Raw genomic sequence first — 25,292 nt, 5'->3', positions numbered from 1 at the left:
CTGTGATCTTGCTACATTTTTGTCTACAGTGTTGAATAATCGCTCAGCGTAATTCTTAAAAATGGTAACAATATGAAATACAAGACTTTGATCTTCACTGCCCTGATGTTGACGGTGGGGCACGCCGCGCAGGCGGAACAGATTGGTTCTGTCGATACCGTTTTCAAAGTGTTCGGCCCGGACCACAAGATTGTGGTGGAGGCGTTTGACGATCCGGACGTGAAAAACGTCACCTGCTACGTTAGTCGGGCGAAAACCGGGGGCATTAAAGGCGGGCTTGGGCTGGCGGAAGATACCTCCGATGCGGCAATCTCCTGCCAGCAGGTCGGTCCTGTGGAGCTGAGTGACAAAATCAAAAACGGCAAAGCGCAGGGCGACGTTGTGTTCCAGAAACGGACCTCGCTGGTGTTTAAAAAGCTGCAGGTGGTGCGTTTTTATGACGCCAAACGCAACACGCTCGCCTATCTGGCCTATTCCGACAAAGTGGTTGAAGGCTCACCGAAAAACGCCATCAGCGCCGTGCCGATCATGCCATGGCACTAATTCAGGGATGAATCATGCAGCAACCTCTGGTCTGGCTGGTTGAGGACGAAATCAGTATCGCCGACACGCTTCTCTACATGCTTCAGCAGGAGGGGTTTGCGGTGAAGGCTTTCGGGCGTGGGTTACCGGTACTGGAAGAGGCGCGGCGGCAGGTCCCCGCGCTGGCGATTCTGGATGTCGGGTTGCCTGACATCAGCGGCTTTGAACTCTGCCGTCAGCTTCTGGCGCAGCATCCATCACTGCCGATCCTGTTCCTGACGGCGCGAAGTGACGAAGTGGATAAGCTGCTCGGGCTGGAGATGGGCGCGGATGATTATGTCGCTAAACCCTTCTCCCCGCGTGAAGTCTGTGCCCGGGTGAGGACTATTCTACGGCGGTTACAAAAATCCACCGCCCCTGCCGAGATCGTTCGTATCGGGCAGTTTGAACTGAACGAACCCGCCGCCAGAATCAGCTGGTATGGGGAGCCTTTACCGCTCACGCGCTACGAATTCCTGCTGCTCAAAACATTGCTGCAGGCGCCGGGCAGGGTCTTTTCTCGCCAGCAGCTTATGGACAAAGTGTGGGGCGAAGACGGCGATAGCTTCGATCGTACCGTGGATACGCATATCAAAACCTTGCGCGCCAAGCTGCGCGCGGTCAATGACGGGCTTTCGCCCATCAGTACCCATCGCGGGATGGGTTACAGTCTGGGGCTTTATTAATGCGTATTGGCATGCGTCTGCTGCTGGGCTATTTCCTGATTGTCGCAATCGCCGCGTGGTTTGTGCTGTCTATCTTCGTGCAGGAGGTCAAGCCCGGCGTGCGCAGAGCCACCGAAGGCACGCTGATTGACACCGCGACCCTGCTGGCGGAAGTGGGGCGAGACGACCTGCTCGCAGGCAATCCGCAGCAGGGCCAGCTGGCTCAGGCCTTTTCACGGCTCCATCAGCGGCCGTTTCGCGCCAACATTGGTGGCATTCATAAAGTCCGCAACGAGTACCACGTCTACATGACCGATGCCACGGGCAAGGTGGTGTTTGATTCGGCGGGCCTGGCGGTAGGAAAAGACTACTCCCGCTGGAATGACGTCTGGCTGACGCTTCGCGGGGAATATGGCGCGCGCAGCACCCAGAGCAACCCTGACGATCCGGAAAGTACGGTGATGTATGTTGCCGCACCGGTAATGGACAGGGGCAACATTATCGGCGTGCTGTCGGTCGGAAAACCTAACAGCGCCATGGCGCCGGTTATTCACCGTAGCGAGCGGCGGATCCTGTGGGCGGGTGGGGCGCTGCTCGGCATTGCCCTGCTGATTGGTCTGCTGGTGGCGGGATGGATCAATCGTTCCATTGGCAGATTGTCGCGCTACGCCGATGCGGTGACCACGGACACGCCTCTCCCGCTGCCTAACCCCGGCAGCAGTGAGCTACGAAAGCTGGCGCAGGCGCTGGAAAATATGCGCATTCGCCTCGAGGGTAAGAATTACATCGAGCATTATGTGCATGCGCTTACTCACGAACTCAAAAGCCCGCTGGCGGCAATCCGCGGCGCGGCAGAGATCCTTAATGAGCAGCCGCCGCCGGCGGTGGCCGCGCGGTTTATCGATAATATTCTGGTGCAAAACGCGCGTATGCAGTCGCTGGTGGAAAAACTGCTCTCTCAGGCGCGTCTTGAAAACCGGGTAGAGATAGAGCCGGTGAGCGTGAGTATCAGCACGCTGTTTTCACGGCTTGCGGATTCACGCTCCGCCGTTATCACGGCGAAAAATATCATCCTGACCTGCCAGCCCACTTCGCTGCAGGTGCAGGGCGACCCCGAGCTGCTTGAACAGGCGCTGGGCAATTTGCTGGATAACGCCATCGATTTTACCCCGCAGGGCGGGACGCTTCAGCTGGCTGCCGAGGAGACGCCAACCGAGATCCGGCTTACCGTAAGCGACAGCGGAAGCGGGATACCGGACTATGCCATGGCGCGTATTTTTGAACGTTTTTACTCGCTCCCCCGCGAGAACGGGTTGAAAAGCAGCGGGCTGGGTCTGGCATTCGTGCAGGAGGTGGCGCGTCTGCATCAGGGGGACATTGCTCTGCATAACCAACCAGAAGGCGGCGTGAAAGCCACGCTGACACTTCACCGTCACTTCACATAACTTCAAACTGGCCCCACATAGCCCCGGTACGCTCTCCACATCACAAAGGAGACGTAATGATGAAATCCCCCCTGTTCTGGAAAGTAAGCACCCTGCTGGGGTGCATTCTGCTGTTGTTAGTCCCGCTCTTTATGGTCAGTAACCTGATTTCGGAGCGTGAGAGCTACCGTAACGATGTTGAACACTCGCTTCGCCAAAGCACCAGCGGGCCGCAAAAGCTGGTAGGACCGCTGATTGCTATTCCTGTCACCGAGGTTTTTTACAAACTTGAGGATGAGAAAAAGGTCGAATACAAAAAAAGCTACCTGCACTTTATCCTGCCGGAATCTCTGCTCGTTGAGGGAAATCAGCACGTGGAGTCCAGAAGCATCGGTATTTATGACGGGCAAATCTGGAACACCGATCTCAAAATAAAAGCGCAGTTTTCGACGGAGAAAATGGCGCAGCTGAAGGGCGAAACCATGACGCTGGGGCAGCCATTCCTGGTGATTGGCGTGGGTGATGCCCGGGGCATTGGTACGGTGAAGGTCGCAAAAATCAACGGTGAGGCGCTCAGCGTAGAACCGGGAACCGGCGTGTATGGCACACTTGCCGGTATTCATATTCCGCTGAGTGATAAAGCCCTTGAGCCGAAAACGCTCGCCCTTGATATGTCGTTTAACCTGGCGGGGACGGGCAGTTTTGCGGTGGTGCCTGTCGGGCGTAACAGCGAAATGACGCTGAGCAGTAACTGGCCGCACCCGGGATTTATGGGATACTACTTGCCTGTTAAGCATCAGATTAGCGAGTCTGGTTTCCAGGCAAACTGGCAGAGCAGCTGGTTTGCTAACAACATGCAAAGCTGGTTCGCCGAGGGCGAGTCACCGGAGTGGAGTTCTATCCCGGCCTTTAGCGTGACGGTTGCCACGCCAGCGGATCAGTACCAGCTGACAGACCGCGCGATCAAGTACGCTATTCTACTGATTGCCCTGACGTTTATGGCCTTCTTCGTGTTCGAAACTCTCACCGGATTGCGTCTGCACCCAATGCAGTATCTGCTGGTGGGGTTGTCGCTGGTCCTGTTCTATCTCGTCTTACTTGCCCTGTCTGAGCATGTCGGGTTTACGCCGGCCTGGATTATTGCAAGCCTTGTCGGCGCGATGATGAATGGTGTGTACCTGCAGGCGGTACTGAAAAGCTGGAGGCGAAGCGGGGTGTTTATTCTGGCGCTGCTGGGGCTGGATGTCGTGATGTGGTTCCTGCTGCGTTCTGAGGACAGCGCGTTGCTGCTGGGAGCTGCCGTACTGGCGATGGCACTGTTTGCGGTCATGTACCTGACGCGTCACCTTGACTGGTATTCGCTCTCTCAGCCGAAGCGTCCCGTCCCCCCCGTTGAACCTGATGCGGATACGATGCGAGTCTGGAAATAAAAAACGGCGCGAAAGCGCCGTTTTTTTACTTCAGTTGCCGGATTACTCCTGCAGGTCGCCGCAGAAACGATAACCTTCACCGTGAATAGTGGCGATAATTTCCGGCGTATCAGGCGTAGATTCGAAATGTTTACGGATACGACGGATGGTCACGTCTACGGTACGGTCGTGCGGCTTCAGCTCACGGCCGGTCATTTTCTTCAGCAGTTCTGCACGGGACTGAATTTTGCCCGGATTTTCACAGAAGTGCAGCATCGCGCGGAATTCACTGCGCGGCAGTTTATACTGCTCACCGTTCGGGCTAATCAGTGAACGGCTATTGATATCAAGTTCCCAGCCGTTGAACTTGTAGCTGTCTACGCTACGACGCTCTTCGCTGACCGTGCCCAGGTTCATGGTGCGGGACAGCAGGTTGCGTGCACGAATGGTTAACTCGCGTGGATTAAACGGTTTAGTGATGTAGTCATCCGCACCGATTTCCAGGCCAAGGATTTTATCAACTTCGTTATCACGGCCTGTCAGGAACATTAACGCGACGTTCGCCTGTTCACGCAGTTCGCGCGCCAGAAGAAGGCCGTTTTTGCCCGGCAGGTTGATATCCATGATCACCAGGTTGATATCATTTTCAGAAAGGATCTGATGCATCTCTGCGCCATCGGTCGCTTCAAAGACATCGTAGCCTTCTGCTTCGAAAATGCTCTTTAACGTGTTGCGTGTTACCAATTCGTCTTCAACGATAAGAATGTGCGGGGTCTGCATGTTTGCTACCTAAATTGCCAACTAAATCGAAACAGGAAGTACAAAAGTCCCTGACCTGCCTGATGCATGTCGCAAATTAACATGACCGGCCTAACGTGACTAAAGTACGTAATTGCGTTCTTGATGCACTTTCCATCAACGTCAACAACATCATTAGCTTGGTCGTGGGTACTTTCCCTTTGGACCCGACAGTGTCAAAAACGGCTGTCATCCTAACCATTTTAACAGCAACATAACAGGCTAAGTGACACCAGACACCCGATAAAACTACGCTTCGTTGACATATATCAAGTTCAATTGTAGCACGTTAACAGTTTGATGAAATCATCGTAGCCGAATGCTAGCCTTTGTCACAATTTTTCAATAAACCAACTAGTTGCGTACCTTGATTTATAAACGATACGAATCCAATCAGAAAAGAGTATTCATGAGGTCATTACCATTATAAAACATAAGGATAATAGCCTTCTGTTAACATTCTAACTGATTGTTCAGCCACAAAATAGTTTAGCGTTTTTAATTTGTTCTGAAACGCTATTTCGGTGATTTGTGTTGCATTTTTGTAAATTCGCGCCGCGTAATATGTTGAAGTGCATCACATTTTTACCCGCTAACTGATTAAAAAGAGAGCATAAATGCATCTGTCGATTGTACTGGTCGCCCCAGCCAGAGCCGAAAATATAGGCGCTGCGGCGCGTGCCATGAAGACCATGGGGTTTACCGATCTTCGCATCGTGGACAGCCAGGCGCACCTCGAGCCCGCGGCCCGTTGGGTGGCGCACGGTTCAGGGGATATTCTCGATAATATAACCACTTACGACACGCTTGCCGCTGCGCTGCACGACATTTCTTTTACCGTGGCGACCACGGCACGCAGCCGGGCAAAGTTCCACTATTACGCCACGCCGGCGGAACTGGTGCCGATGTTAACGGAGAAAAGCCAGTGGCTGACGAAGGCCGCGCTGGTCTTTGGGCGGGAAGATTCCGGTCTGACGAATGAGGAGCTGGCGTTGGCGGACGTCCTGACCGGTGCGCCGATGGTGGCGGATTATCCGTCGCTGAATTTAGGCCAGGCGGTAATGGTGTATTGCTATCAATTAGCCTCCCTAATACAAATTCCTCAACCCCAGGCTGAAGGGGCAGATGAAAACCAGCTGGCCGCGCTGCGCGCTCGCGTTGACCATCTGTTATTACAACTCAGTGTCGCGGAAGATCAAAAAATGGCGGACTGGTTGCATCAGCGACTTGGGCGTCTTGAGCAGCGAGACACGGCAATGTTGCACCGTTTGCTGCATGATATTGAAAAAAAATTGGCCGAGTAAAATGCTGTCATAAGTTTTTACTATGGCGTATCCGTCTGTGCGGATGGGTTGCGTCTGGGAGAATCGGATGAAAATAAATCTGCAAGCAGCGGGACGTGAGAGCGTCCCGAATTGTGATCAAATTAAAAATTCATTGACTTAAGGTGCCCAATCCTTTAACCCTAAAAGAATACAGCACAGACAGATAATAATGACAGAGTACACAACATCCATGAAACGCATCAGCATCACCACCATTACAACAACCATCATCATTACCACAGGAAATGATGCGGGCTGACGCGTACAGGAAAAACAGAAAAAAGCCCGCACCCAAACAGTGCGGGCTTTTTTTTCGGCTAAAGGAAACGAGGTAGAACCATGCGAGTGTTGAAGTTCGGCGGTACATCAGTGGCAAATGCAGAACGTTTTCTGCGTGTTGCCGATATCCTGGAGAGCAACGCCAGGCAGGGGCAGGTCGCGACCGTGCTCTCTGCCCCGGCAAAAATCACCAACCACCTGGTGGCGATGATTGAAAAGACCATCGGTGGCCAGGATGCACTCCCGAACTTGAGCGACGCCGAGCGTATCTTCGCTGAGCTGCTGCAGGGACTGGCGGAGGCGCAGCCGGGTTTCCCGCTCGCACAGCTGAAATCCTTTGTTGAGCAAGAGTTCGCCCAAATCAAACACGTGCTGCACGGTATCAGCCTTTTAGGTCAGTGCCCGGACAGCATCAACGCGGCGTTAATCTGCCGTGGTGAAAAATTGTCGATTGCCATCATGGCGGGCCTGCTGGAAGCGCGTGGCCACAATGTGTCGGTTATCGATCCCATTGAAAAACTGCTGGCAGTGGGTCACTACCTCGAGTCTACCGTTGATATAGCCGAATCAACCCGTCGCATTGCCGCGAGCAAAATTCCGTCTGACCATATGATCCTGATGGCGGGCTTCACCGCCGGAAACGAGAAGGGTGAACTTGTCGTACTGGGCCGTAACGGCTCCGACTACTCTGCTGCCGTGCTGGCAGCCTGTTTGCGCGCCGACTGTTGTGAGATCTGGACTGACGTCGACGGTGTATACACCTGCGATCCGCGCCAGGTGCCGGACGCCAGGCTGCTGAAGTCGATGTCATACCAGGAAGCGATGGAGCTTTCCTACTTCGGCGCTAAAGTTCTTCACCCTCGCACCATCTCTCCCATTGCCCAGTTCCAGATCCCTTGCCTGATTAAAAACACCGGTAACCCGCAAGCGCCAGGCACGCTGATTGGCGCCAGTACCGATGAAGACGGCCTGCCGGTGAAAGGCATTTCTAACCTGAACAATATGGCCATGTTCAGCGTTTCCGGCCCGGGAATGAAAGGCATGGTCGGTATGGCGGCCCGCGTTTTCGCGGCCATGTCCCGCAACGGTATCTCGGTTGTACTGATCACTCAGTCCTCTTCTGAATACAGCATCAGCTTCTGCGTACCGCAGGGGGATTGTCTGCGCGCCCGTCGTGCGCTGGAAGAAGAGTTTTACCTTGAGCTGAAAGAAGAGCTGCTGGAGCCGCTTTCTATTCAGGAACGCCTGGCGGTCATCTCGGTGGTGGGTGACGGTATGCGTACGCTGCGCGGTATCTCGGCCAAATTCTTTGCCGCGCTGGCCAGGGCCAACATCAACATTGTGGCCATTGCCCAGGGGTCATCTGAGCGTTCAATCTCGGTGGTCGTTGACAACGACGATGCGACAACCGGCGTTCGCGTGGTTCATCAGATGCTGTTCAACACCGATCAGGTGATTGAGCTGTTCCTGATTGGCGTGGGCGGTGTGGGTGGCGCGCTGCTGGAGCAGGTGAAGCGTCAGCAGGAGTGGTTGAAGAAAAAGCACATTGATCTGCGCGTGTGCGGTATCGCGAACTCAAAAGCGCTGCTGACCAACGTTCATGGTCTGAACCTGGAAAACTGGCAGACTGAGCTGAATGATGCCAAAGAGCCCTTTAATCTGGGCCGGTTAATCCGTCTGGTGAAAGAGTATCACCTGCTTAACCCGGTCATTGTCGACTGTACCTCGAACCAGGCGGTGGCCGATCAGTACGCCGATTTCCTGCGCGAAGGTTTCCACGTGGTGACGCCAAACAAAAAGGCCAACACCTCGTCGATGGATTACTATCACCAGCTGCGTCTGGCGGCGAGCAAGTCACGGCGTAAGTTCCTCTACGACACCAACGTGGGCGCGGGCCTGCCGGTGATCGAGAACCTGCAAAACCTGCTGAACGCGGGGGATGAACTGCAGCGTTTCTCCGGCATTCTTTCCGGCTCGCTGTCGTTTATCTTCGGCAAGCTGGATGAGGGCATGAGCCTGTCGGAAGCGACCCGTGCCGCGCGTGAACTGGGGTACACCGAGCCGGATCCGCGAGACGATCTCTCCGGTATGGATGTGGCGCGTAAGTTGCTCATACTGGTGCGTGAAACGGGCCGTGAGCTGGAGCTTTCCGATATCGTGATTGAGCCTGTTCTGCCTGCCGGGTTTGACGACAGTGGTGACGTGAACACCTTTATGGCCAATTTAGCGCAGCTAGACGACGCCTTTGCCGCACGCGTTGCGAAAGCCCGTGATGAAGGTAAGGTATTGCGCTATGTTGGCAATATTGAAGACGATGGTATGTGCCGCGTGAAGATTGCTGAAGTCGATGGCAACGACCCGCTGTTCAAAGTAAAAAACGGCGAAAACGCCCTCGCGTTTTACAGCCACTATTATCAGCCACTGCCGCTGGTGCTTCGCGGCTATGGCGCAGGGAATGATGTTACCGCGGCGGGTGTATTTGCCGATTTGCTGCGTACCCTGTCATGGAAGTTAGGAGTTTAACATGGTGAAAGTTTATGCCCCGGCTTCCAGCGCCAATATGAGCGTCGGATTTGATGTGCTGGGTGCGGCGGTGACGCCGGTGGATGGTTCGCTGCTGGGCGATACGGTAACGGTTGAAGCGGCAGAGAGCTTTAGCCTGAATAACGTGGGCCGCTTCGCCAGCAAACTGCCGACAGACCCGCGCGAGAATATCGTTTATCAGTGCTGGGAGCGGTTCTGTCAGGAGATCGGCAAAAATGTGCCGGTCGCCATGACGCTGGAAAAAAGTATGCCGATTGGCTCTGGTCTGGGTTCCAGCGCCTGCTCCGTGGTCGCCGGACTGGTGGCCATGAATGAGCACTGCGGCAAGCCACTGAATAATAACCGTCTGCTCGGGTTAATGGGCGAGCTGGAAGGGCGCATCTCCGGCAGCATTCATTATGACAACGTCGCCCCCTGCTTCCTCGGCGGTATGCAGCTGATGATTGAAGAAAATGGCATCATCAGCCAGCAGGTGCCAGGGTTTGATGAGTGGCTGTGGGTGCTGGCCTATCCCGGCATTAAGGTATCCACCGCTGAAGCGCGTGCGATCCTGCCTGCGCAGTATCGTCGTCAGGACTGTATCGCTCACGGACGTCATCTGGCCGGCTTTATTCACGCCTGCTACACCCGTCAGCCGCAGCTGGCAGCAAAATTAATGAAAGACGTTATCGCCGAGCCGTACCGCACTAAGCTGTTGCCTGGCTTTAACGAGGCGCGACAGGCGTCAATGGATACCGGCGCACTGGCGTGCGGTATCTCCGGCTCCGGCCCGACGCTGTTCGCCCTGTGCGATAAGCCAGACACGGCGCAGCGCGTGGCGGACTGGCTCTCTAAACACTACCTGCAAAATCAGGAAGGCTTTGTTCATATTTGCCGTCTGGACACGGCTGGCGCACGAGTACTGGGATAACGAATGAAACTCTACAACCTTAAAGATCATAACGAGCAGGTCAGCTTCGCGCAGGCGGTGACTCAGGGACTGGGCAAAAATCAGGGGCTGTTCTTCCCCCATGACCTGCCGGAATTTCAGCTGACCGACATTGATGAACTGCTGAAGCAGGACTTTGTCACCCGCAGCACTAAAATTCTCTCTGCCTTTATCGGCGATGAAATCCCGCAGGAGCTGCTGGAAGAGCGCGTGCGTGCAGCGTTCGCTTTCCCGGCACCGGTTAAGCAGGTCGAGCCGGATGTCGGCTGCCTTGAGCTGTTCCACGGTCCAACCCTGGCGTTTAAAGACTTCGGTGGCCGCTTTATGGCGCAGATGCTGACCCACATCAGCGGCGACAAACCGGTAACGATTCTGACGGCGACCTCTGGCGATACCGGTGCGGCCGTTGCCCATGCGTTCTATGGTCTGAAGAACGTTCGCGTGGTGATCCTCTACCCGAAAGGCAAAATCAGTCCGCTGCAGGAAAAACTGTTCTGTACGCTCGGGGGCAACATTGAAACCGTGGCGATTGACGGCGATTTCGATGCCTGCCAGGCGCTGGTCAAGCAGGCCTTCGATGATGAAGAGCTGAAAGTGGCGCTGGGTCTGAACTCGGCGAACTCCATTAACATCAGCCGTCTGCTGGCGCAGATCTGCTACTACTTCGAAGCGGTTGCACAACTGCCACAGGAGGCGCGCAATCAGCTGGTCGTTTCTGTACCAAGCGGCAACTTTGGTGACCTGACGGCGGGCCTGCTGGCGAAATCGCTCGGCCTGCCGGTAAAACGCTTTATCGCCGCCACCAACGCCAACGACACCGTGCCGCGCTTCCTGAAAGACGGTAAATGGGCGCCGAACGCCACGCAGGCGACGCTTTCGAATGCGATGGACGTAAGCCAGCCGAACAACTGGCCGCGTGTGGAAGAGCTGTTCCGCCGTAAGGTCTGGCGTCTGGGCGATCTGGGTTATGCCGCGGTGACGGATGAGACCACCAAAGCCACCCTGCGTGAGCTGAAAGCGGTGGGGTACACCTCTGAACCGCATGCGGCGATCGCTTACCGTGCGCTGCGCGATCAGCTGAATCCGGGGGAGTATGGCCTGTTCCTGGGAACGGCTCATCCGGCGAAGTTCAAAGAGAGCGTGGAAGTGATTCTGGGTGAAACGCTGCCGCTGCCAAAAGAGCTGGCCGAGCGTGCGGATCTGCCGCTGCTTTCGCATGAACTGCCCGCTGATTTCGCCGCGCTGCGTAAGTTGATGATGACGCGCGGATAACGGTTCTGTCCTCCTATGCAGGCCGGGTAAGGTGAAACTTACCCGGCTTTTTTTATGGAGAAATTAAGGAGAAAAATAGCAGTAAAAAAGCAGAAATTCCCAATAAATGCGGTCACTTAGCGATTAGGATTGCAGATAATAACATCCCCCGTCCTCCTCACGTATTCTCCTTACATCGGCCCACATCGGGTAAATGAATAAGGAGTCACCTATGTCTAAACTGAAACCTGCTCTGCTGGTGCTTTCAATGATGCTGGTCGCTCCGATGGCGGTTCAGGCCTCTGAAATCACCCTCGTCCCTGCGGTAAAACTGCAGATTGGCGATCAGGATAATCGTGGTCACTACTGGGATGGTGGCCGCTGGCGCGACCATGACTGGTGGAAGGCTCACTATGACTGGCGCGATAATCACTGGCGCCCACATGACGAGCATCACGATCGTCATCATGATGACCACCATCACGATCGTCACGACGACCCGCGTCCTGGCCCGGACTGGAAACACCATTAATGCAAAACCCCGCCATCTGGCGGGGTTTGTTTTACTGCTCGTGGCGCTTAAACACCAGTTCGCCTTTTCCTGACGCTTCTTCATCGAAGAAGTAGCCTTCGCTGTTGAAGCCGGTCAGTTGCTCCGGCTTCGTCAGGCGGTTCTGAATGATGTAGCGGCTCATCAGCCCACGCGCTTTTTTGGCGTAGAAGCTGATGACCTTGAACTTGCCGTTTTTCTCATCGAGGAAAACGGGCTTGATAATTTCCGCATCCAGCTTTTTCGGCTTCACCGATTTGTAGTATTCATCGGAGGCCAGATTGATCACCACATTATCGCCCTGAGCACGCAGCGCAGCGTTCAGTTTGTCGGTGATGATATCGCCCCAGAAATGGTACAGATCTTTGCCTTTAGGGTTTTCCAGGCGGATACCCATCTCCAGACGATACGGCTGCATCAGGTCCAACGGGCGCAGCACTCCGTACAGACCTGACAACATGCGCAGATGCTGCTGGGCGAAGTCGAAATCTGCTTCGCTAAAATCTTCCGCCTGCAGGCCGGTATACACATCACCTTTAAACGCCAGAAGCGCCTGGCGGGCGTTGTTCGGCGTGAAGTCCGGGTGCCACTCGTGGAAACGGGTCGCGTTAAGATCCGCCAGTTTGTCGCTGATGCTCATCAGCGAGGCAATTTGTGGCGCAGAGAGCTTACGCGCGACGTGAATCAGCTGTTGCGAATAGTCCAGCAGTTCAGGCTGGGTATAGCGCTCGGTGGCGAGCGGGCTCTGGTAATCGAGCGTTTTAGCAGGTGAAATCAGAATCAGCATATCCAGTCCTTGCAGGAAATTTAGAGCGACTTTAGCAAAAAATCGCCCTCAATTGATCGATAGCTGTTATTGCCGTGGCAAATCATCCCAGGTGCCGGGCGCAATTTGCGCCTGGATGTCGGGATAACGCGAGGCATCAAAGACCGGCGGTACGCCCAGTTTGCGCTGACGAAGATAGTCCCGTGCGATAAGCGTAACCACGGGTGAGAGCAGCAGGATCGCCGTCAGGTTAGTGATGGCCATGAGCGCCATAAATACATCCGCCAGTTGCCAGACCAGCGGCATGCTGAGCAGCGAACCTGCTAACACCATCAGTATCACCCCGAGGCGCAGCAGCGTGATCATACGGCGGGAGTCCACTTTCAGGAAAATAAGGTTATTTTCGGCGTAGAGGTAATTCACAACAATCGAGCTGAAGGCGAATAACAGCAGGATGAGCGAGACAAACCCGGCTCCCCAGCCGCCCGTCAGATTCACGAGTGCCTGCTGAAGCAGTTGTATGCCGGCTGTTTCCGATGAGTGAGGTACCGGGCCGGCCAGCAGCAGGATCATGGCGCTGGCGGAACAGATAATAATGGTGTCCGTAAAAACGCCAATCATCTGAACAATGCCTTGTGCCGCCGGGTGAGGCGGCCAGGACGCGGCGGCGGCTGCGGCATTGGGGGTTGACCCCATACCGGCTTCATTGGAGAACATTCCGCGCTGAAAGCCCGACATCAGCGCCTGGCTGAACGTATAGCCCAGTGCGCCCGATGCCGCCTCGCGCCAGCCAAATGCGCTTTTGAAGATGGTTGCAATCACTTCCGGCACCTGCTCGATATGCCGTGCGGCGACGAACAGGCTGGCGGCAACCCACAGCAGCGCCATGACCGGCACCAGCCACTGCATCAGGCGGGCGACACCTTTTAGGCCGGTCGAAATGGTCAGCAGGATACAGAGGGCTAAAACAAGCCCGGTGATCCACTCCGGACACGCAAAGGCATAGCGCAAGGCATGGGCGACAGAATTCGCCTGAACGGTATTAAAAATCAGACCGTACGCGAGCAGTAAAAACAGCGAAAACAGCACGCCCATCCAGCGCATTCCTAAGCCACGCGCCATGTACCAGGCCGGGCCGCCGCGAAACTGTCCGTTTTTATCTTTTTCTTTGTAGAGTTGGGCGAGGGCGCTTTCGGCAAAGGAGGTGGCCATCCCGATAAGCGCCGTGACCCACATCCAGAAAACGGCGCCCGGGCCACCGGCGCTGATGGCCAGTGCCACCCCTGCCATATTACCGCTGCCGAGGCGTGCGGCAATGCTGGTGCAGAGGGCCTGGAAAGAGGTTAATCCGCCCGGCTGGGGAGTGACGCTGTTTTTCAGACTTCTGCCAAATTTGCGAATATAACGAAACTGGATAAACCCGCTGCGTAGCGTAAACCAAATACCTGCACCCAGTAGCAGGTATATCATTATCGAACCCCAAAGGACTTCATTAATAAAGAAAAGGAAATCAGGCATTAACGTCCCTCTTGTTGATGCCAAAATGAATATGTAAGCGCTACCACTGATTGGACATGCTGTTACTTAGCAGCCTGTTAATATTCTGAGTTTATCATACTCTGTCTAAGCGCACTGTCTGCGGTTGCGCTACCCCTCCGTCGTGTTATCATCAGGGCAGACCGGTTACATCCCCCTAACAAGTAAACCTGTCATTTTTCCGCTGCAGGCATGCTGTCGGTAGCGTGAATTATCCAGGGCACGTTAAAAGAGAAACACTATCATGACGGATAAATTGACCTCCCTTCGTCAGTTCACCACTGTCGTAGCTGACACCGGAGATATCGCGGCAATGAAGCTGTACCAGCCGCAGGATGCCACCACCAACCCTTCTCTGATCCTTAACGCCGCACAGATCCCTGAGTATCGCAAACTGATTGACGACGCAGTGACCTGGGCGAAAGCACAGAGCAACGACCGCGCGCAGCAGGTTGTTGATGCCACTGATAAACTGGCCGTGAACATTGGTCTGGAAATTCTGAAACTGGTTCCTGGCCGCATCTCTACCGAAGTTGACGCACGTCTCTCCTACGACACCGAAGCGTCTATCGCCAAAGCAAAACGTCTGATCAAAATGTACAACGATGCCGGCATCAGCAATGACCGCATCCTGATCAAACTGGCGTCAACCTGGCAGGGTATTCGTGCAGCTGAACAGCTGGAAAAAGACGGTATCAACTGTAACCTGACGCTGCTGTTCTCCTTCGCACAGGCGCGTGCATGTGCGGAAGCCGGCGTATACCTGATTTCTCCATTCGTTGGCCGTATTCTGGACTGGTACAAAGCCAACACGGATAAGAAAGAGTACGCGGCATCTGAAGATCCAGGCGTCGTTTCCGTGACCGAAATCTACGAATACTACAAACAGCACGGTTATGAGACTGTGGTGATGGGCGCAAGCTTCCGTAACGTAGGTGAAATCATCGAACTGGCTGGCTGTGACCGCCTGACCATCGCCCCGGCACTGCTGAAAGAGCTGGCTGAAAGCGAAGGTGCTATCGAGCGTAAACTGTCCTACACCGGTGAAGTGAAAGCGCGTCCGGAGCGCATCACTGAATCTGAGTTCCTGTGGCAGCATAACCAGGATCCAATGGCTGTAGATAAACTGGCGGACGGTATCCGTAAGTTTGCTATCGACCAGGAAAAACTGGAAAAAATGATCGGCGACCTGCTGTAATCATTCTGCGTGACCGGGTCCCCGGTCACGCTACTTCTTTCGTACTCTGTCTGAATTTCCCCTCTGCGTGTATCATTCCCTTTAATCAGTACTTTTTTGAATGGAATGGATATGAATACCTTACGCATCGGCTTAGTGTCGATTTCTGACCGCGCCTCCAGCGGTGTTTATCAGGATAAAGGCATCCCCGCGCTGGAAGAATGGCTGGGCAGTGCGTTGACAACCCCCTTTGAGATCCAGACCCGCCTGATCCCTGACGAGCAGCCAATTATCGAACAGACACTCTGTGAGCTGGTGGATGAGATGAGCTGCCACCTGGTATTGACCACGGGAGGCACCGGACCTGCGCGCCGGGACGTCACTCCGGATGCCACGCTGGCGGTTGCCGATCGTGAGATGCCTGGCTTCGGTGAGCAGATGCGCCAGATCAGTCTACACTTTGTCCCGACGGCGATCCTCTCCCGTCAGGTCGGGGTGATCCGCAAGCAGGCATTGATTCTGAATTTGCCGGGCCAGCCGAAGTCCATCAAAGAGACGCTTGAAGGACTGAAAGCGGAAGATGGCAGCGTGATCGTGCACGGGATTTTTGCAAGTGTACCGTATTGTATACAGTTACTTGACGGCCCGTATGTGGAGACCGATGAGAAAGTGGTAGCAGCTTTTCGTCCGAAAAACGCCCGTCGCGAGACAATCTCCTGAAATTAATCAATATGTGACATTAGCTGAAGCGACGGTAGCGTGGTAAGGGTTTTACGGTATAGTAATATTTTCTTTACGTTTGCTGTAAAAATAAATCCACAACACAAGCCAAATGGTTCGCTATGTCACATAACACCCGACCTCTGAATCGACAGGACTACAAAACCCTCACGCTCGCGGCCTTAGGCGGTGCGCTGGAGTTTTACGACTTTATCATCTTCGTCTTCTTCGCCGCCGTGGTGGGGGAGCTTTTCTTCCCGGCAGATATCCCGGAGTGGTTGCGCCAGGTGCAAACCTTCGGCATTTTTGCCGCCGGGTATCTGGCACGACCGCTGGGTGGCATTGTGATGGCCCACTTTGGTGACCTGGTCGGGCGTAAGAAGATGTTCACGCTCAGCATTTTACTGATGGCCGTGCCGACGCTGGCCATTGGTCTGCTGCCTACTTACGCCTCAATGGGCATTGTTGCTCCGCTGCTGCTGTTGCTGATGCGCATTCTTCAGGGGGCGGCAATTGGCGGCGAAGTGCCGGGGGCCTGGGTATTTGTGGCGGAGCATGTGCCGGCGCGCCGCATCGGCATCGCCTGTGGAACCTTAACGGCGGGGCTGACTGTCGGTATCCTCCTCGGTTCAGTGGTGGCCACTATCGTGAATACCAGCATGACGCAACAGGCGGTTCACGACTGGGGATGGCGCGTACCGTTCCTGCTCGGCGGGGCGTTTGGCCTGGTGGCGATGTATCTTCGCCGCTGGCTGCAGGAGACACCCATTTTCCTTGAGATGCAGCAGCGCAAGGCGCTGGCGCAGGAGTTGCCGGTAAAAGCCGTGGTGGTGCGCCACCGAAGCGCGGTTGTGGTGTCGATGCTGCTCACCTGGCTGCTGTCGGCGGGCATCGTGGTCGTTATCTTAATGTCTCCGGTATGGCTGCAAAAGCAGTACGGTTTTGCGCCGGCGGTAACGTTGCAGGCAAACAGTATCGCCACCATTATGCTCTGCTTTGGCTGTCTGGCCGCGGGGCTGGCCGTTGATCGTATCGGTGCCGGCCTGACTTTCATCATCGGCAGCCTGCTGCTGGCTGCGTCGAGCTGGGCGTTTTACCACCTGGCAGGCAGCCATCCTGAACAGCTGTTCCTGCTCTACGGTACGGTCGGGCTGTGCGTGGGGGTTGTCGGTGCAGTGCCGTATGTGATGGTGCGAGCTTTTCCGCCAGAGGTCCGCTTCACCGGGATCTCTTTTTCCTATAACGTCTCTTACGCCATCTTTGGCGGGCTGACGCCGATTGCGGTCACGGTGTTGATGGGAGTATCCCCGATGGCTCCCGCCTGGTATGTGCTCGCGCTGTCGGTGATGGGGCTGGTGTTAGGCATTTGGCTTCGGCAGAAACAGGGATGTCGTGCCCGCGAGGCGGACACGACAGATGGATCAGTGTTTTTCACCAATCGGTAGGATGGTGCGGTCAAACTGCTCGTTCAGCACTTCACCCATTGCCAGGTAGATAGCGCTTGCGCCGCACACCAGACCAATCCAGCCGGCAATATGCACGATGCTTTCGTTATCCACGAGGTGGCCGATCGCCAGCAGGGCGAACAGCACGGTCAGGCTCAGGAAAACAAACTGCAGTGCGCGGTTGCCTTTCAGGGTGCCGAAGAACATAAACAGCGTGAAGATGCCCCACAGACCAAGGTAAACGCCCAGGAAATGTGCGTTTGCCGCATCTGCCAGGCCCATTTTAGGCATCAGCAGGATCGCGACCAGGGTCAGCCAGAAAGAACCATAAGAGGTAAATGCGGTTAAGCCGAAGGTGTTGCCTTTCTTATATTCCAGCAGGCCCGCGAAGATTTGCGCGATACCGCCGTAAAAAATGCCCATCGCCAGGATAATGCCATCCATCGGGAACATCCCGATGTTGTGCAGGTTCAGCAGGATAGTGGTCATGCCAAAACCCATCAGGCCCAGCGGAGCCGGATTAGCCAACTTAGTGTTGCCCATAAGTCCTCAAAAAAAATCATCATTAATATGGTGAAATGGTTAAACCCGCGTCAGTTCTCCCTGACGGGGCGCGGCATCATAATGGGCGCAATCAATGCCGTCTATGATCTCATCAGGGTGAAATTAAAAATTTTTTTTACCGTTCCCCCTTGATGGACGCTGGCGCGACCCCATCTTGTAGTCAACCGCAGTGTGTGGACCTGAAAAAAATCAATTGTGGGCAGTTGAAAAAGCACGTTCTGCCCTTATTACAGGTACACAACCACATGTTGACTGAATTTTAAGTGGAGACGTTTAGATGGGTAAAATTATTGGTATCGACCTGGGTACTACCAACTCTTGTGTAGCGATTATGGATGGCACTACCGCACGCGTGCTGGAGAACGCCGAGGGCGATCGCACCACGCCTTCTATCATTGCTTATACCCAGGATGGTGAAACTCTGGTTGGTCAGCCGGCTAAACGTCAGGCAGTGACAAACCCGCAAAATACCCTGTTTGCGATTAAACGCCTGATTGGCCGCCGCTTCCAGGACGAAGAAGTTCAGCGTGACGTTTCTATCATGCCTTACAAAATCATCGCAGCAGATAACGGCGATGCATGGCTTGATGTGAAAGGCACCAAAACGGCACCACCGCAGATCTCTGCTGAAGTGCTGAAAAAAATGAAGAAAACCGCAGAAGATTACCTGGGTGAACCGGTAACTGAAGCTGTTATCACCGTTCCTGCTTACTTCAACGATGCTCAGCGTCAGGCAACGAAAGATGCTGGCCGTATCGCAGGTCTGGAAGTAAAACGTATCATCAACGAACCAACCGCAGCGGCACTGGCTTACGGTCTGGATAAAGAAGTTGGCAACCGTACTATCGCGGTTTACGACCTGGGTGGTGGTACTTTCGATATCTCTATTATCGAAATCGACGAAGTTGATGGCGAAAAAACCTTCGAAGTTCTGGCAACCAACGGTGATACCCACCTGGGTGGTGAAGACTTCGATACCCGTCTGATCAACTACCTCGTTGACGAGTTTAAGAAAGATCAGGGCATTGACCTGCGTAACGACCCGTTGGCAATGCAGCGCCTGAAAGAAGCCGCTGAGAAAGCGAAGATCGAACTGTCTTCCGCTCAGCAGACCGACGTGAACCTGCCGTATATCACTGCAGACGCGACCGGTCCTAAACACATGAACATTAAAGTGACCCGTGCGAAACTGGAAAGCCTGGTAGAAGACCTGGTGAACCGTTCCATCGAGCCACTGAAAGTCGCTCTGCAGGATGCTGGCCTGTCCGTGTCTGATATCAACGACGTTATCCTCGTCGGTGGCCAGACCCGTATGCCAATGGTTCAGAAGAAAGTGGCTGAATTCTTTGGTAAAGAGCCACGTAAAGACGTTAACCCGGACGAAGCAGTGGCTATCGGTGCTGCCGTTCAGGGTGGTGTGTTGACGGGTGATGTGAAAGACGTTCTGCTGCTGGACGTTACCCCGCTGTCTCTGGGTATCGAAACCATGGGCGGTGTGATGACGGCGCTTATCACCAAAAACACCACTATCCCTACTAAGCACAGCCAGGTGTTCTCTACTGCTGAAGACAACCAGTCTGCAGTAACCATCCATGTGCTGCAGGGTGAGCGTAAGCGTGCGGCGGATAACAAGTCACTGGGTCAGTTCAACCTGGATGGCATCAACCCGGCGCCACGCGGTATGCCGCAGATCGAAGTAACCTTCGATATCGATGCTGACGGTATCCTGCACGTTTCCGCGAAAGACAAAAACAGCGGTAAAGAGCAGAAGATCACCATTAAGGCCTCTTCCGGTCTGAACGAAGAAGAGATCCAGAAAATGGTTCGTGAAGCAGAAGCGAACGCGGAATCTGACCGTAAGTTCGAAGAGCTGGTTCAGACCCGCAACCAGGGCGACCATCTGCTGCACAGCACCCGTAAGCAGGTTGAAGAAGCCGGCGATAAACTGCCAGCTGAAGACAAAACGGCTATCGAAGCTGCACTGAGCGCGCTGGAAACGTCTCTGAAAGGCGAAGACAAAGCGGATATCGAAGCGAAGATGCAGGAGCTGGCACAGGCTTCTCAGAAGCTGATGGAAATCGCTCAGCAGCAGCACGCCCAACAGCAGGCTGGCGCTGATGCTTCTCAGAACAACGCGAAAGACGACGACGTTGTCGACGCTGAGTTCGAAGAAGTGAAAGACAAAAAATAATCGCCCTGATGCAGGGTAATTAATCGGCACGGGCGTAGGAGAACTCTCCACGCCCGTGCTCGCATGTTAAGGGGCTTAAAAAAACCAATGGCAAAGCAAGACTATTACGAGATTTTAGGCGTTCCGAAAACTGCGGAAGAGCGTGAAATCAAAAAGGCGTATAAGCGCCTGGCCATGAAATTCCACCCGGATCGCAACCAGGGTGACAAAGAGGCTGAAGCCAAATTTAAAGAGATCAAAGAAGCCTACGAAGTCCTGACCGATGCACAGAAACGTGCGGCCTATGACCAGTACGGCCACGCAGCCTTCGAACAAGGCGGCATGGGCGGCGGTGGATTCGGTGGCGGCGGCTTTGGCGGCGGCGCTGACTTCAGCGATATCTTTGGCGATGTTTTCGGCGACATTTTTGGCGGCGGTCGTGGCCGTCAGCGCGCGGCGCGCGGCGCCGACCTGCGCTACAACATGGATCTGACGCTGGAAGAGGCCGTACGCGGCGTCACCAAAGAGATCCGTATTCCGACGCTGGAAGAGTGTGACGTTTGCCACGGCAGCGGCGCGAAAGCAGGCACCCAGCCGCAAACCTGTCCAACCTGTCACGGTTCCGGTCAGGTGCAGATGCGTCAGGGCTTCTTCGCCGTGCAGCAGGCGTGTCCGCACTGTCATGGTCGCGGTACGCTGATTAAAGACCCCTGCACAAAATGCCACGGTCATGGTCGCGTTGAGAAAACCAAGACGCTGTCCGTTAAAATCCCGGCAGGCGTGGACACGGGCGACCGTATCCGTCTGGCAGGTGAAGGTGAGGCCGGCGAGCACGGCGCACCGGCAGGCGATTTGTACGTTCAGGTTCAGGTCAAGCAGCACGCCATCTTTGAGCGTGAAGGCAACAATCTGTACTGTGAAGTGCCCATCAACTTCGCCATGGCGGCACTCGGTGGCGAAATTGAAGTGCCAACGCTTGATGGTCGCGTCAATCTGAAGGTTCCAGGCGAAACCCAGACCGGCAAGCTGTTCCGCATGCGTGGTAAAGGTGTTAAATCCGTTCGCGGTGGTGCGCAGGGCGACCTGCTGTGCCGCGTGGTGGTTGAAACCCCGGTTGGCCTGAACGACAAGCAGAAACAGCTGCTGAAAGAGCTGCAGGAAAGTTTTGGCGGCCCGACGGGTGAGAAAAACAGCCCGCGCTCCAAAAGCTTCTTCGATGGCGTCAAAAAATTCTTCGACGATTTGACCCGCTGATCCGTTAGCTGGTGTTCATCTCAAAAGCCCGGAAGCGATTTCGGGCTTTTTCTTTTTGTAGCTGTCCTCATGGCTATCATTCGGTAAAACTGAATATATACTCAACATTAATCTGCTTTTGCCGAGCTGTTTGGCCTGGTATTATGGTTTTACCGAAGTATTGCTGTAAGAGAGAGCCTACGTGAAATTAATACACCGTTTTTTTAGCAGTGAAGCATCAGGCGGCATCATCCTGATTATTGCCGCTGCGGCCGCGATGGCGCTGGCCAATATGGGTTTCACACGCGACTTTTACCACGCGTTTCTGGAAACTCCCGTCGAGCTGAAAGTCGGGGCGCTGGAAATTAACAAGAACATGCTGCTGTGGATCAACGATGCACTGATGGCCGTGTTTTTCCTGCTGGTAGGGCTGGAGGTTAAGCGTGAGCTGGTCCTGGGCTCGCTTGCCAGCCGTCAGCGTGCCGCGTTCCCGGTGATTGCCGCATTCGGGGGGATGGTCATTCCGGCGTTGCTCTTCCTGGCGTTCACCTGGCAGGATCCGGTATCGCGTCATGGCTGGGCCATTCCGGCGGCAACGGATATCGCGTTTGCCCTGGGTGTGCTGGCCTTGCTGGGAAGCCGCGTGCCGGTGGCACTGAAAATCTTCCTGATGGCGCTGGCGATCATTGATGACCTGGGCGCGATTGTCATTATTGCGCTGTTCTACACCAGCGACCTGTCGATCCTGTCGTTGAGCGTTGCCGCAGGAGCGATTGCGGTACTGGCGCTGTTGAACATTTGCAACGTGCGCCGCATCGGGATCTACGTGCTGGTGGGGATGGTGCTGTGGACCGCGGTACTGAAATCAGGCGTGCACGCTACGCTCGCCGGGGTCATCGTCGGCTTCTTCGTTCCGCTTAAGCCGCAGGAGGGGAAATCGCCTGCCAAACAGCTGGAGCATGTACTGCACCCGTGGGTCGCCTTTATGATCCTGCCGCTGTTTGCTTTCGCTAATGCAGGCGTTTCGCTGGAAGGGGTAACCCTTGAGGGACTGACCTCAATGCTGCCGCTGGGCATTATTGCTGGACTGTTTATTGGTAAGCCGCTGGGTATTAGCCTGTTCTGCTGGCTGGCGCTGAAGCTGAAGCTGGCGTCACTGCCGCACGGTACCACGTTTAAGCAGATCATGGCGGTAGGCGTGCTGTGTGGCATTGGGTTTACCATGTCGATCTTTATCTCAACGCTGGCTTTTGGTGCCCATGCGCCTGAGCTCATCGTCTGGGCGAAGCTGGGTATCCTTATCGGATCGTTACTGGCCGCAGTCACTGGCTATACCTTATTGAAGGTCAAACTGTCCGGACCGGTCGTTCAGGCATAACAGGAAACCGGGAGAAGAACACCTTCTCCCGCTACACGATCAGGGAGCGAAGACACGATGTCTCATTTGAATTACAACCACCTTTACTACTTCTGGCACGTCTATAAGCAGGGCTCGGTCGTGGGGGCGGCAGAGGCGCTCTACCTGACGCCGCAGACCATCACCGGGCAAATCAAGGCGCTGGAAGAGCGGCTGCAGGGCAAGCTCTTTAAGCGCAAGGGCCGTGGGATTGAGCCAAGTGAGCTGGGCGAACTGGTTTTCCGCTACGCGGATAAGATGTTTACCTTAAGTCAGGAGATGCTGGATATCGTTAACTACCGCAAAGAGTCAAACCTGCTCTTTGACGTCGGCGTGGCGGATGCGTTGTCAAAACGGCTGGTCAGCGGCGTGCTGGATGCGGCGGTGGTCGAAGATGAGCAAATCCATCTGCGCTGTTTTGAGTCCACGCACGAGATGCTGCTGGAGCAGCTGAGCCAGCATAAGCTGGATATGATTATCTCGGACTGCCCGATCGACTCTACGCAGCAGGAAGGGCTGTTCTCGGTGAAGATTGGCGAATGCGGGGTCAGCTTCTGGTGCATTAACCCGCCGCCGGAAAAACCGTTTCCTGCCTGTCTGGAGGAGCGTCGTTTGCTGGTGCCAGGCCGGCGCTCCATGCTTGGGCGCAAACTGCTGAACTGGTTTAACTCTCAGGGACTGAAGGTGGAGATCCTCGGCGAGTTTGACGATGCTGCGCTAATGAAAGCCTTTGGTGAGGCGCATAACGCCATCTTCGTTGCACCGACGCTGTACGTTCACGATCTCTATTCAGATAACAAGATTACGGAGATTGGCCGGGTCGATAACGTGATGGAGGAGTATCACGCGATATTTGCAGAAAGGATGATTCAACACCCAGCGGTACAGCGCATCTGTAACCGCGACTACTCGGCGCTGTTTACGCCACCGGCAATCTGAAGATATAAAAAAACCCGCGTTAAGCGGGTTCTTTTAAAACAAGCAACAACAAGTGGCGATTAAGCCAGTTTGTTGATCTGCGCGGTCAGGTTTGCTTTATGACGCGCTGCTTTGTTTTTGTGGATCAGACCTTTAGCAGCCTGACGATCCACGATTGGTTGCATTTCATTAAATGCGTTCTGCGCAGCAGCTTTGTCGCCAGCTTCGATAGCTGCGTATACTTTCTTGATGAAAGTACGCATCATAGAGCGACGGCTTGCATTGTGCTTACGAGCCTTTTCAGACTGGATAGCACGTTTCTTAGCTGATTTGATATTAGCCAAGGTCCAACTCCCAAATATGATCTATGTGGACAATTCAAAGGCCGAGGAATATGCCCTCTATACCTTCTTTTGTCAATGGATTTGTGCAAATAAGCGCCGTTGATTGGCGACGCTACGTTACGTAGTGATGGCGCAGGATTCTACCAGCTTGTCGCTCGTGAATACAGCTTTTCGGCACAAAAAACGCAGTTCACGGGCAGATTTTTTTGCTGTGAAAGGTCAGCCTGATGAAATCATTACGGCTTTCTGTTTTGCGCGAACAATCGCCGGTTAACCTTAACCGCTGTACAAGGTATACTTTGGCGATTTTCACTGTTTTGAGCCAGACATGAAGCTGATACGCGGCATACATAATCTCAGCAGAGCACCGCACGGGTGCGTGCTGACCATTGGTAATTTCGACGGCGTGCATCGTGGTCATCAGGCGCTGCTGCAGGGATTGCGTAAAGAAGGGGAGGCGCGTGGCCTGCCCGTTGTAGTGATGATTTTTGAGCCGCAGCCGCTGGAGCTGTTTGCCGGCGATAAATCACCGGCTCGCCTCACTCGCCTGCGCGAGAAGTTGCGCTACCTGGCAGAGTCCGGGGTGGACTACGTATTGTGCGTGCGTTTCGATCGCCGCTTTGCCGCGCTCACAGCACAAAATTTCGTCAGTGACCTGCTGGTCAGGCGCCTTGGCGTGCAGTTTCTGGCCGTGGGTGATGATTTCCGCTTTGGCGCTGGTCGTCAGGGCGATTTCTTGCTATTACAGAAGGCTGGCCTCGAGTACGGCTTTGATGTCACCAGCGCAATGACCTTTTGCGAAGGCGGCGTCCGGGTTAGCAGCACTGCGGTGCGTCAGGCGCTGGCCAACGATGAACTGGATACGGCGGAAACGCTGCTGGGGCATCCGTTTAGCATTTCAGGCCGTGTGGTCCATGGCGATGCGCTGGGCCGCACCATAGGTTTCCCGACGGCGAATATACCGCTACGTCGTCAGGTCTCCCCGGTTAAAGGGGTATATGCGGTGGAAGTGGCTGGTCTGGGCGATAAACCGTATTTCGGTGTCGCCAATATTGGCACGCGTCCTACAGTCGCCGGTGTCCGTCAACAATTAGAAGTGCACCTGCTGGACGTTGTAATGGACCTTTATGGTCGCCATATAGATGTGATACTGCGTAAAAAAATACGCAATGAGCAGCGATTTGCTTCGCTGGATGAACTAAAGGCGCAAATCGCGCGAGATGAATTAACGGCCCGCGAGTTTTTTGGGCGAGTAAACCCGGCTTAAATGCCTACGTGAAAAATACGGA

At 54.6% G+C, this 25,292-nt stretch carries 24 protein-coding genes, 1 pseudogene and 1 other annotated feature; of the genes and pseudogenes, 20 read left to right on the top strand and 5 right to left on the bottom strand.

Annotated elements, in window-relative coordinates; genetic code table 11:
• Positions 1–72: 72 nt before the first annotated feature.
• The 4 genes from creA to creD are packed head-to-tail and all read left to right on the top strand — an operon-like array spanning position 73 to position 4,080.
• Positions 73–543, top strand: coding sequence for a protein CreA (creA, locus tag QMG44_RS13060; protein WP_014168552.1), 471 nt, complete (start codon positions 73–75; stop codon positions 541–543).
• Between the two features lie 14 nt (positions 544–557).
• Positions 558–1,247 carry a two-component system response regulator CreB gene (gene creB / locus QMG44_RS13055; protein WP_014168553.1) on the top strand — a complete coding sequence of 230 codons (690 nt, stop codon included), beginning with the start codon at positions 558–560 and terminating at the stop codon, positions 1,245–1,247.
• Positions 1,247–2,671, top strand: a complete 1,425-nt coding sequence (creC, locus tag QMG44_RS13050) for a two-component system sensor histidine kinase CreC (protein ID WP_014168554.1) — start codon at positions 1,247–1,249, stop codon at positions 2,669–2,671. The genes creB and creC overlap by 1 nt, the downstream gene beginning before the upstream one ends.
• Before the next feature lie 56 nt (positions 2,672–2,727).
• On the top strand, positions 2,728–4,080 hold the full coding sequence (gene creD, locus QMG44_RS13045; protein WP_086533229.1) for a cell envelope integrity protein CreD: 1,353 nt from the start codon (positions 2,728–2,730) through the stop codon (positions 4,078–4,080).
• A gap of 42 nt (positions 4,081–4,122) precedes the next feature.
• On the opposite strand, the gene arcA is transcribed toward creD, so the two are convergent.
• Positions 4,123–4,839: a two-component system response regulator ArcA gene (arcA, locus tag QMG44_RS13040; protein ID WP_003856501.1), complete on the bottom strand. Its 717-nt coding sequence runs from the start codon at positions 4,837–4,839 to the stop codon at positions 4,123–4,125.
• 95 nt (positions 4,840–4,934) lie between these two features.
• On the opposite strand from arcA, the gene yjjY reads away from it, so the two are divergent.
• From yjjY to QMG44_RS13005, 7 genes are all read left to right on the top strand, one after another.
• The gene (yjjY, locus tag QMG44_RS13035) at positions 4,935–5,075 is read left to right on the top strand and encodes a protein YjjY (RefSeq protein ID WP_001541509.1); all 141 of its coding nucleotides are present in this window, start codon (positions 4,935–4,937) and stop codon (positions 5,073–5,075) included.
• Positions 5,076–5,474: 399 nt separating this feature from the next.
• The gene (locus QMG44_RS13030) at positions 5,475–6,161 is read left to right on the top strand and encodes a tRNA/rRNA methyltransferase (protein WP_086533230.1); all 687 of its coding nucleotides are present in this window, start codon (positions 5,475–5,477) and stop codon (positions 6,159–6,161) included.
• Positions 6,162–6,372: 211 nt separating this feature from the next.
• Complete coding sequence (gene thrL, locus QMG44_RS13025; protein WP_015572623.1) at positions 6,373–6,441, top strand: thr operon leader peptide; 69 nt, start codon at positions 6,373–6,375, stop codon at positions 6,439–6,441.
• Positions 6,380–6,497 (top strand) — a sequence feature (Thr leader region). (Overlaps the previous gene by 62 nt.)
• Before the next feature lie 24 nt (positions 6,498–6,521).
• Entirely contained in the window at positions 6,522–8,984 is a 2,463-nt protein-coding gene (gene thrA, locus QMG44_RS13020; protein ID WP_086533231.1) for a bifunctional aspartate kinase/homoserine dehydrogenase I, read from the top strand.
• 1 nt (position 8,985) lies between these two features.
• Positions 8,986–9,915, top strand: coding sequence for a homoserine kinase (gene thrB, locus QMG44_RS13015; RefSeq protein ID WP_014168558.1), 930 nt, complete (start codon positions 8,986–8,988; stop codon positions 9,913–9,915).
• A 3-nt stretch (positions 9,916–9,918) separates the two neighbouring features.
• The gene (gene thrC / locus QMG44_RS13010) at positions 9,919–11,205 is read left to right on the top strand and encodes a threonine synthase (RefSeq protein WP_020882536.1); all 1,287 of its coding nucleotides are present in this window, start codon (positions 9,919–9,921) and stop codon (positions 11,203–11,205) included.
• Between the two features lie 211 nt (positions 11,206–11,416).
• Positions 11,417–11,716 (top strand): DUF2502 domain-containing protein, encoded by a 300-nt coding sequence (locus QMG44_RS13005; RefSeq protein WP_020882537.1) that lies wholly within the window; start codon positions 11,417–11,419, stop codon positions 11,714–11,716.
• 31 nt (positions 11,717–11,747) lie between these two features.
• On the opposite strand, the gene yaaA is transcribed toward QMG44_RS13005, so the two are convergent.
• Positions 11,748–12,521, bottom strand: a complete 774-nt coding sequence (gene yaaA / locus QMG44_RS13000) for a peroxide stress protein YaaA (protein WP_025205476.1) — start codon at positions 12,519–12,521, stop codon at positions 11,748–11,750.
• A gap of 66 nt (positions 12,522–12,587) precedes the next feature.
• Complete coding sequence (locus tag QMG44_RS12995; protein WP_032681687.1) at positions 12,588–14,018, bottom strand: sodium:alanine symporter family protein; 1,431 nt, start codon at positions 14,016–14,018, stop codon at positions 12,588–12,590.
• Positions 14,019–14,280: 262 nt separating this feature from the next.
• On the opposite strand from QMG44_RS12995, the gene tal reads away from it, so the two are divergent.
• The 3 genes from tal (at position 14,281) to QMG44_RS12980 (ending at position 17,378) form a co-directional block, all read left to right on the top strand.
• A complete protein-coding gene (gene tal / locus QMG44_RS12990) occupies positions 14,281–15,234 on the top strand; it encodes a transaldolase (RefSeq protein WP_014168563.1) in 954 nt (317 codons plus the stop codon).
• A 111-nt stretch (positions 15,235–15,345) separates the two neighbouring features.
• Complete coding sequence (gene mog / locus QMG44_RS12985) at positions 15,346–15,933, top strand: molybdopterin adenylyltransferase (RefSeq protein WP_020882540.1); 588 nt, start codon at positions 15,346–15,348, stop codon at positions 15,931–15,933.
• Between the two features lie 122 nt (positions 15,934–16,055).
• The gene (locus QMG44_RS12980; protein WP_032681686.1) at positions 16,056–17,378 is read left to right on the top strand and encodes an MFS transporter; all 1,323 of its coding nucleotides are present in this window, start codon (positions 16,056–16,058) and stop codon (positions 17,376–17,378) included.
• Here the strand turns inward: QMG44_RS12980 and satP are convergent.
• Positions 17,355–17,921, bottom strand: coding sequence for an acetate uptake transporter (gene satP, locus QMG44_RS12975; RefSeq protein WP_049023055.1), 567 nt, complete (start codon positions 17,919–17,921; stop codon positions 17,355–17,357). The two genes, QMG44_RS12980 and satP, sit on opposite strands and share 24 nt — an antisense overlap.
• A gap of 298 nt (positions 17,922–18,219) precedes the next feature.
• Between satP and dnaK the strand changes: the two genes are divergently transcribed.
• The 4 genes from dnaK (at position 18,220) to nhaR (ending at position 23,680) form a co-directional block, all read left to right on the top strand.
• Positions 18,220–20,133: a molecular chaperone DnaK gene (gene dnaK / locus QMG44_RS12970; RefSeq protein ID WP_014168568.1), complete on the top strand. Its 1,914-nt coding sequence runs from the start codon at positions 18,220–18,222 to the stop codon at positions 20,131–20,133.
• 87 nt (positions 20,134–20,220) lie between these two features.
• On the top strand, positions 20,221–21,366 hold the full coding sequence (gene dnaJ, locus QMG44_RS12965) for a molecular chaperone DnaJ (RefSeq protein WP_020882543.1): 1,146 nt from the start codon (positions 20,221–20,223) through the stop codon (positions 21,364–21,366).
• A 181-nt stretch (positions 21,367–21,547) separates the two neighbouring features.
• Complete coding sequence (nhaA, locus tag QMG44_RS12960) at positions 21,548–22,723, top strand: Na+/H+ antiporter NhaA (RefSeq protein WP_014168571.1); 1,176 nt, start codon at positions 21,548–21,550, stop codon at positions 22,721–22,723.
• A gap of 57 nt (positions 22,724–22,780) precedes the next feature.
• Positions 22,781–23,680, top strand: coding sequence for a transcriptional activator NhaR (gene nhaR / locus QMG44_RS12955; RefSeq protein WP_014168572.1), 900 nt, complete (start codon positions 22,781–22,783; stop codon positions 23,678–23,680).
• Positions 23,681–23,739: 59 nt separating this feature from the next.
• On the opposite strand, the gene rpsT is transcribed toward nhaR, so the two are convergent.
• The gene (rpsT, locus tag QMG44_RS12950; protein WP_008502037.1) at positions 23,740–24,003 is read right to left on the bottom strand and encodes a 30S ribosomal protein S20; all 264 of its coding nucleotides are present in this window, start codon (positions 24,001–24,003) and stop codon (positions 23,740–23,742) included.
• A 102-nt stretch (positions 24,004–24,105) separates the two neighbouring features.
• Between rpsT and QMG44_RS12945 the strand changes: the two are divergent.
• Together QMG44_RS12945 and ribF are read left to right on the top strand one after the other, a co-directional pair.
• A pseudogene (locus QMG44_RS12945) lies at positions 24,106–24,324 on the top strand (DUF2575 domain-containing protein).
• Positions 24,325–24,331: 7 nt separating this feature from the next.
• Positions 24,332–25,270, top strand: a complete 939-nt coding sequence (gene ribF / locus QMG44_RS12940; RefSeq protein ID WP_014168574.1) for a bifunctional riboflavin kinase/FAD synthetase — start codon at positions 24,332–24,334, stop codon at positions 25,268–25,270.
• Positions 25,271–25,292 lie beyond the last annotated feature (22 nt).

This window comes from Enterobacter sp. 200527-13 (assembly GCF_027924865.1).
GTDB lineage: Bacteria > Pseudomonadota > Gammaproteobacteria > Enterobacterales > Enterobacteriaceae > Enterobacter > Enterobacter ludwigii.
This window is presented reverse-complemented; position numbering and strand designations above follow the sequence as displayed.

What these genes read in the sequence shown, in the direction of transcription:
- satP (WP_049023055.1), bottom strand. Translation starts at nt 17,921, where the DNA reads ATGGGCAACACTAAGTTGGCTAATCCGGCTCCGCTGGGCCTGATGGGT.
- nhaR (WP_014168572.1), top strand. Translation starts at nt 22,781, where the DNA reads ATGTCTCATTTGAATTACAACCACCTTTACTACTTCTGGCACGTCTAT.
- arcA (WP_003856501.1), bottom strand. Translation starts at nt 4,839, where the DNA reads ATGCAGACCCCGCACATTCTTATCGTTGAAGACGAATTGGTAACACGC.
- QMG44_RS12995 (WP_032681687.1), bottom strand. Translation starts at nt 14,018, where the DNA reads ATGCCTGATTTCCTTTTCTTTATTAATGAAGTCCTTTGGGGTTCGATA.
- thrA (WP_086533231.1), top strand. Translation starts at nt 6,522, where the DNA reads ATGCGAGTGTTGAAGTTCGGCGGTACATCAGTGGCAAATGCAGAACGT.
- QMG44_RS13005 (WP_020882537.1), top strand. Translation starts at nt 11,417, where the DNA reads ATGTCTAAACTGAAACCTGCTCTGCTGGTGCTTTCAATGATGCTGGTC.
- QMG44_RS12980 (WP_032681686.1), top strand. Translation starts at nt 16,056, where the DNA reads ATGTCACATAACACCCGACCTCTGAATCGACAGGACTACAAAACCCTC.
- QMG44_RS13030 (WP_086533230.1), top strand. Translation starts at nt 5,475, where the DNA reads ATGCATCTGTCGATTGTACTGGTCGCCCCAGCCAGAGCCGAAAATATA.
- creB (WP_014168553.1), top strand. Translation starts at nt 558, where the DNA reads ATGCAGCAACCTCTGGTCTGGCTGGTTGAGGACGAAATCAGTATCGCC.
- creD (WP_086533229.1), top strand. Translation starts at nt 2,728, where the DNA reads ATGATGAAATCCCCCCTGTTCTGGAAAGTAAGCACCCTGCTGGGGTGC.
- thrC (WP_020882536.1), top strand. Translation starts at nt 9,919, where the DNA reads ATGAAACTCTACAACCTTAAAGATCATAACGAGCAGGTCAGCTTCGCG.
- thrB (WP_014168558.1), top strand. Translation starts at nt 8,986, where the DNA reads ATGGTGAAAGTTTATGCCCCGGCTTCCAGCGCCAATATGAGCGTCGGA.
- dnaJ (WP_020882543.1), top strand. Translation starts at nt 20,221, where the DNA reads ATGGCAAAGCAAGACTATTACGAGATTTTAGGCGTTCCGAAAACTGCG.
- creA (WP_014168552.1), top strand. Translation starts at nt 73, where the DNA reads ATGAAATACAAGACTTTGATCTTCACTGCCCTGATGTTGACGGTGGGG.
- ribF (WP_014168574.1), top strand. Translation starts at nt 24,332, where the DNA reads ATGAAGCTGATACGCGGCATACATAATCTCAGCAGAGCACCGCACGGG.
- creC (WP_014168554.1), top strand. Translation starts at nt 1,247, where the DNA reads ATGCGTATTGGCATGCGTCTGCTGCTGGGCTATTTCCTGATTGTCGCA.
- tal (WP_014168563.1), top strand. Translation starts at nt 14,281, where the DNA reads ATGACGGATAAATTGACCTCCCTTCGTCAGTTCACCACTGTCGTAGCT.
- dnaK (WP_014168568.1), top strand. Translation starts at nt 18,220, where the DNA reads ATGGGTAAAATTATTGGTATCGACCTGGGTACTACCAACTCTTGTGTA.
- yaaA (WP_025205476.1), bottom strand. Translation starts at nt 12,521, where the DNA reads ATGCTGATTCTGATTTCACCTGCTAAAACGCTCGATTACCAGAGCCCG.
- mog (WP_020882540.1), top strand. Translation starts at nt 15,346, where the DNA reads ATGAATACCTTACGCATCGGCTTAGTGTCGATTTCTGACCGCGCCTCC.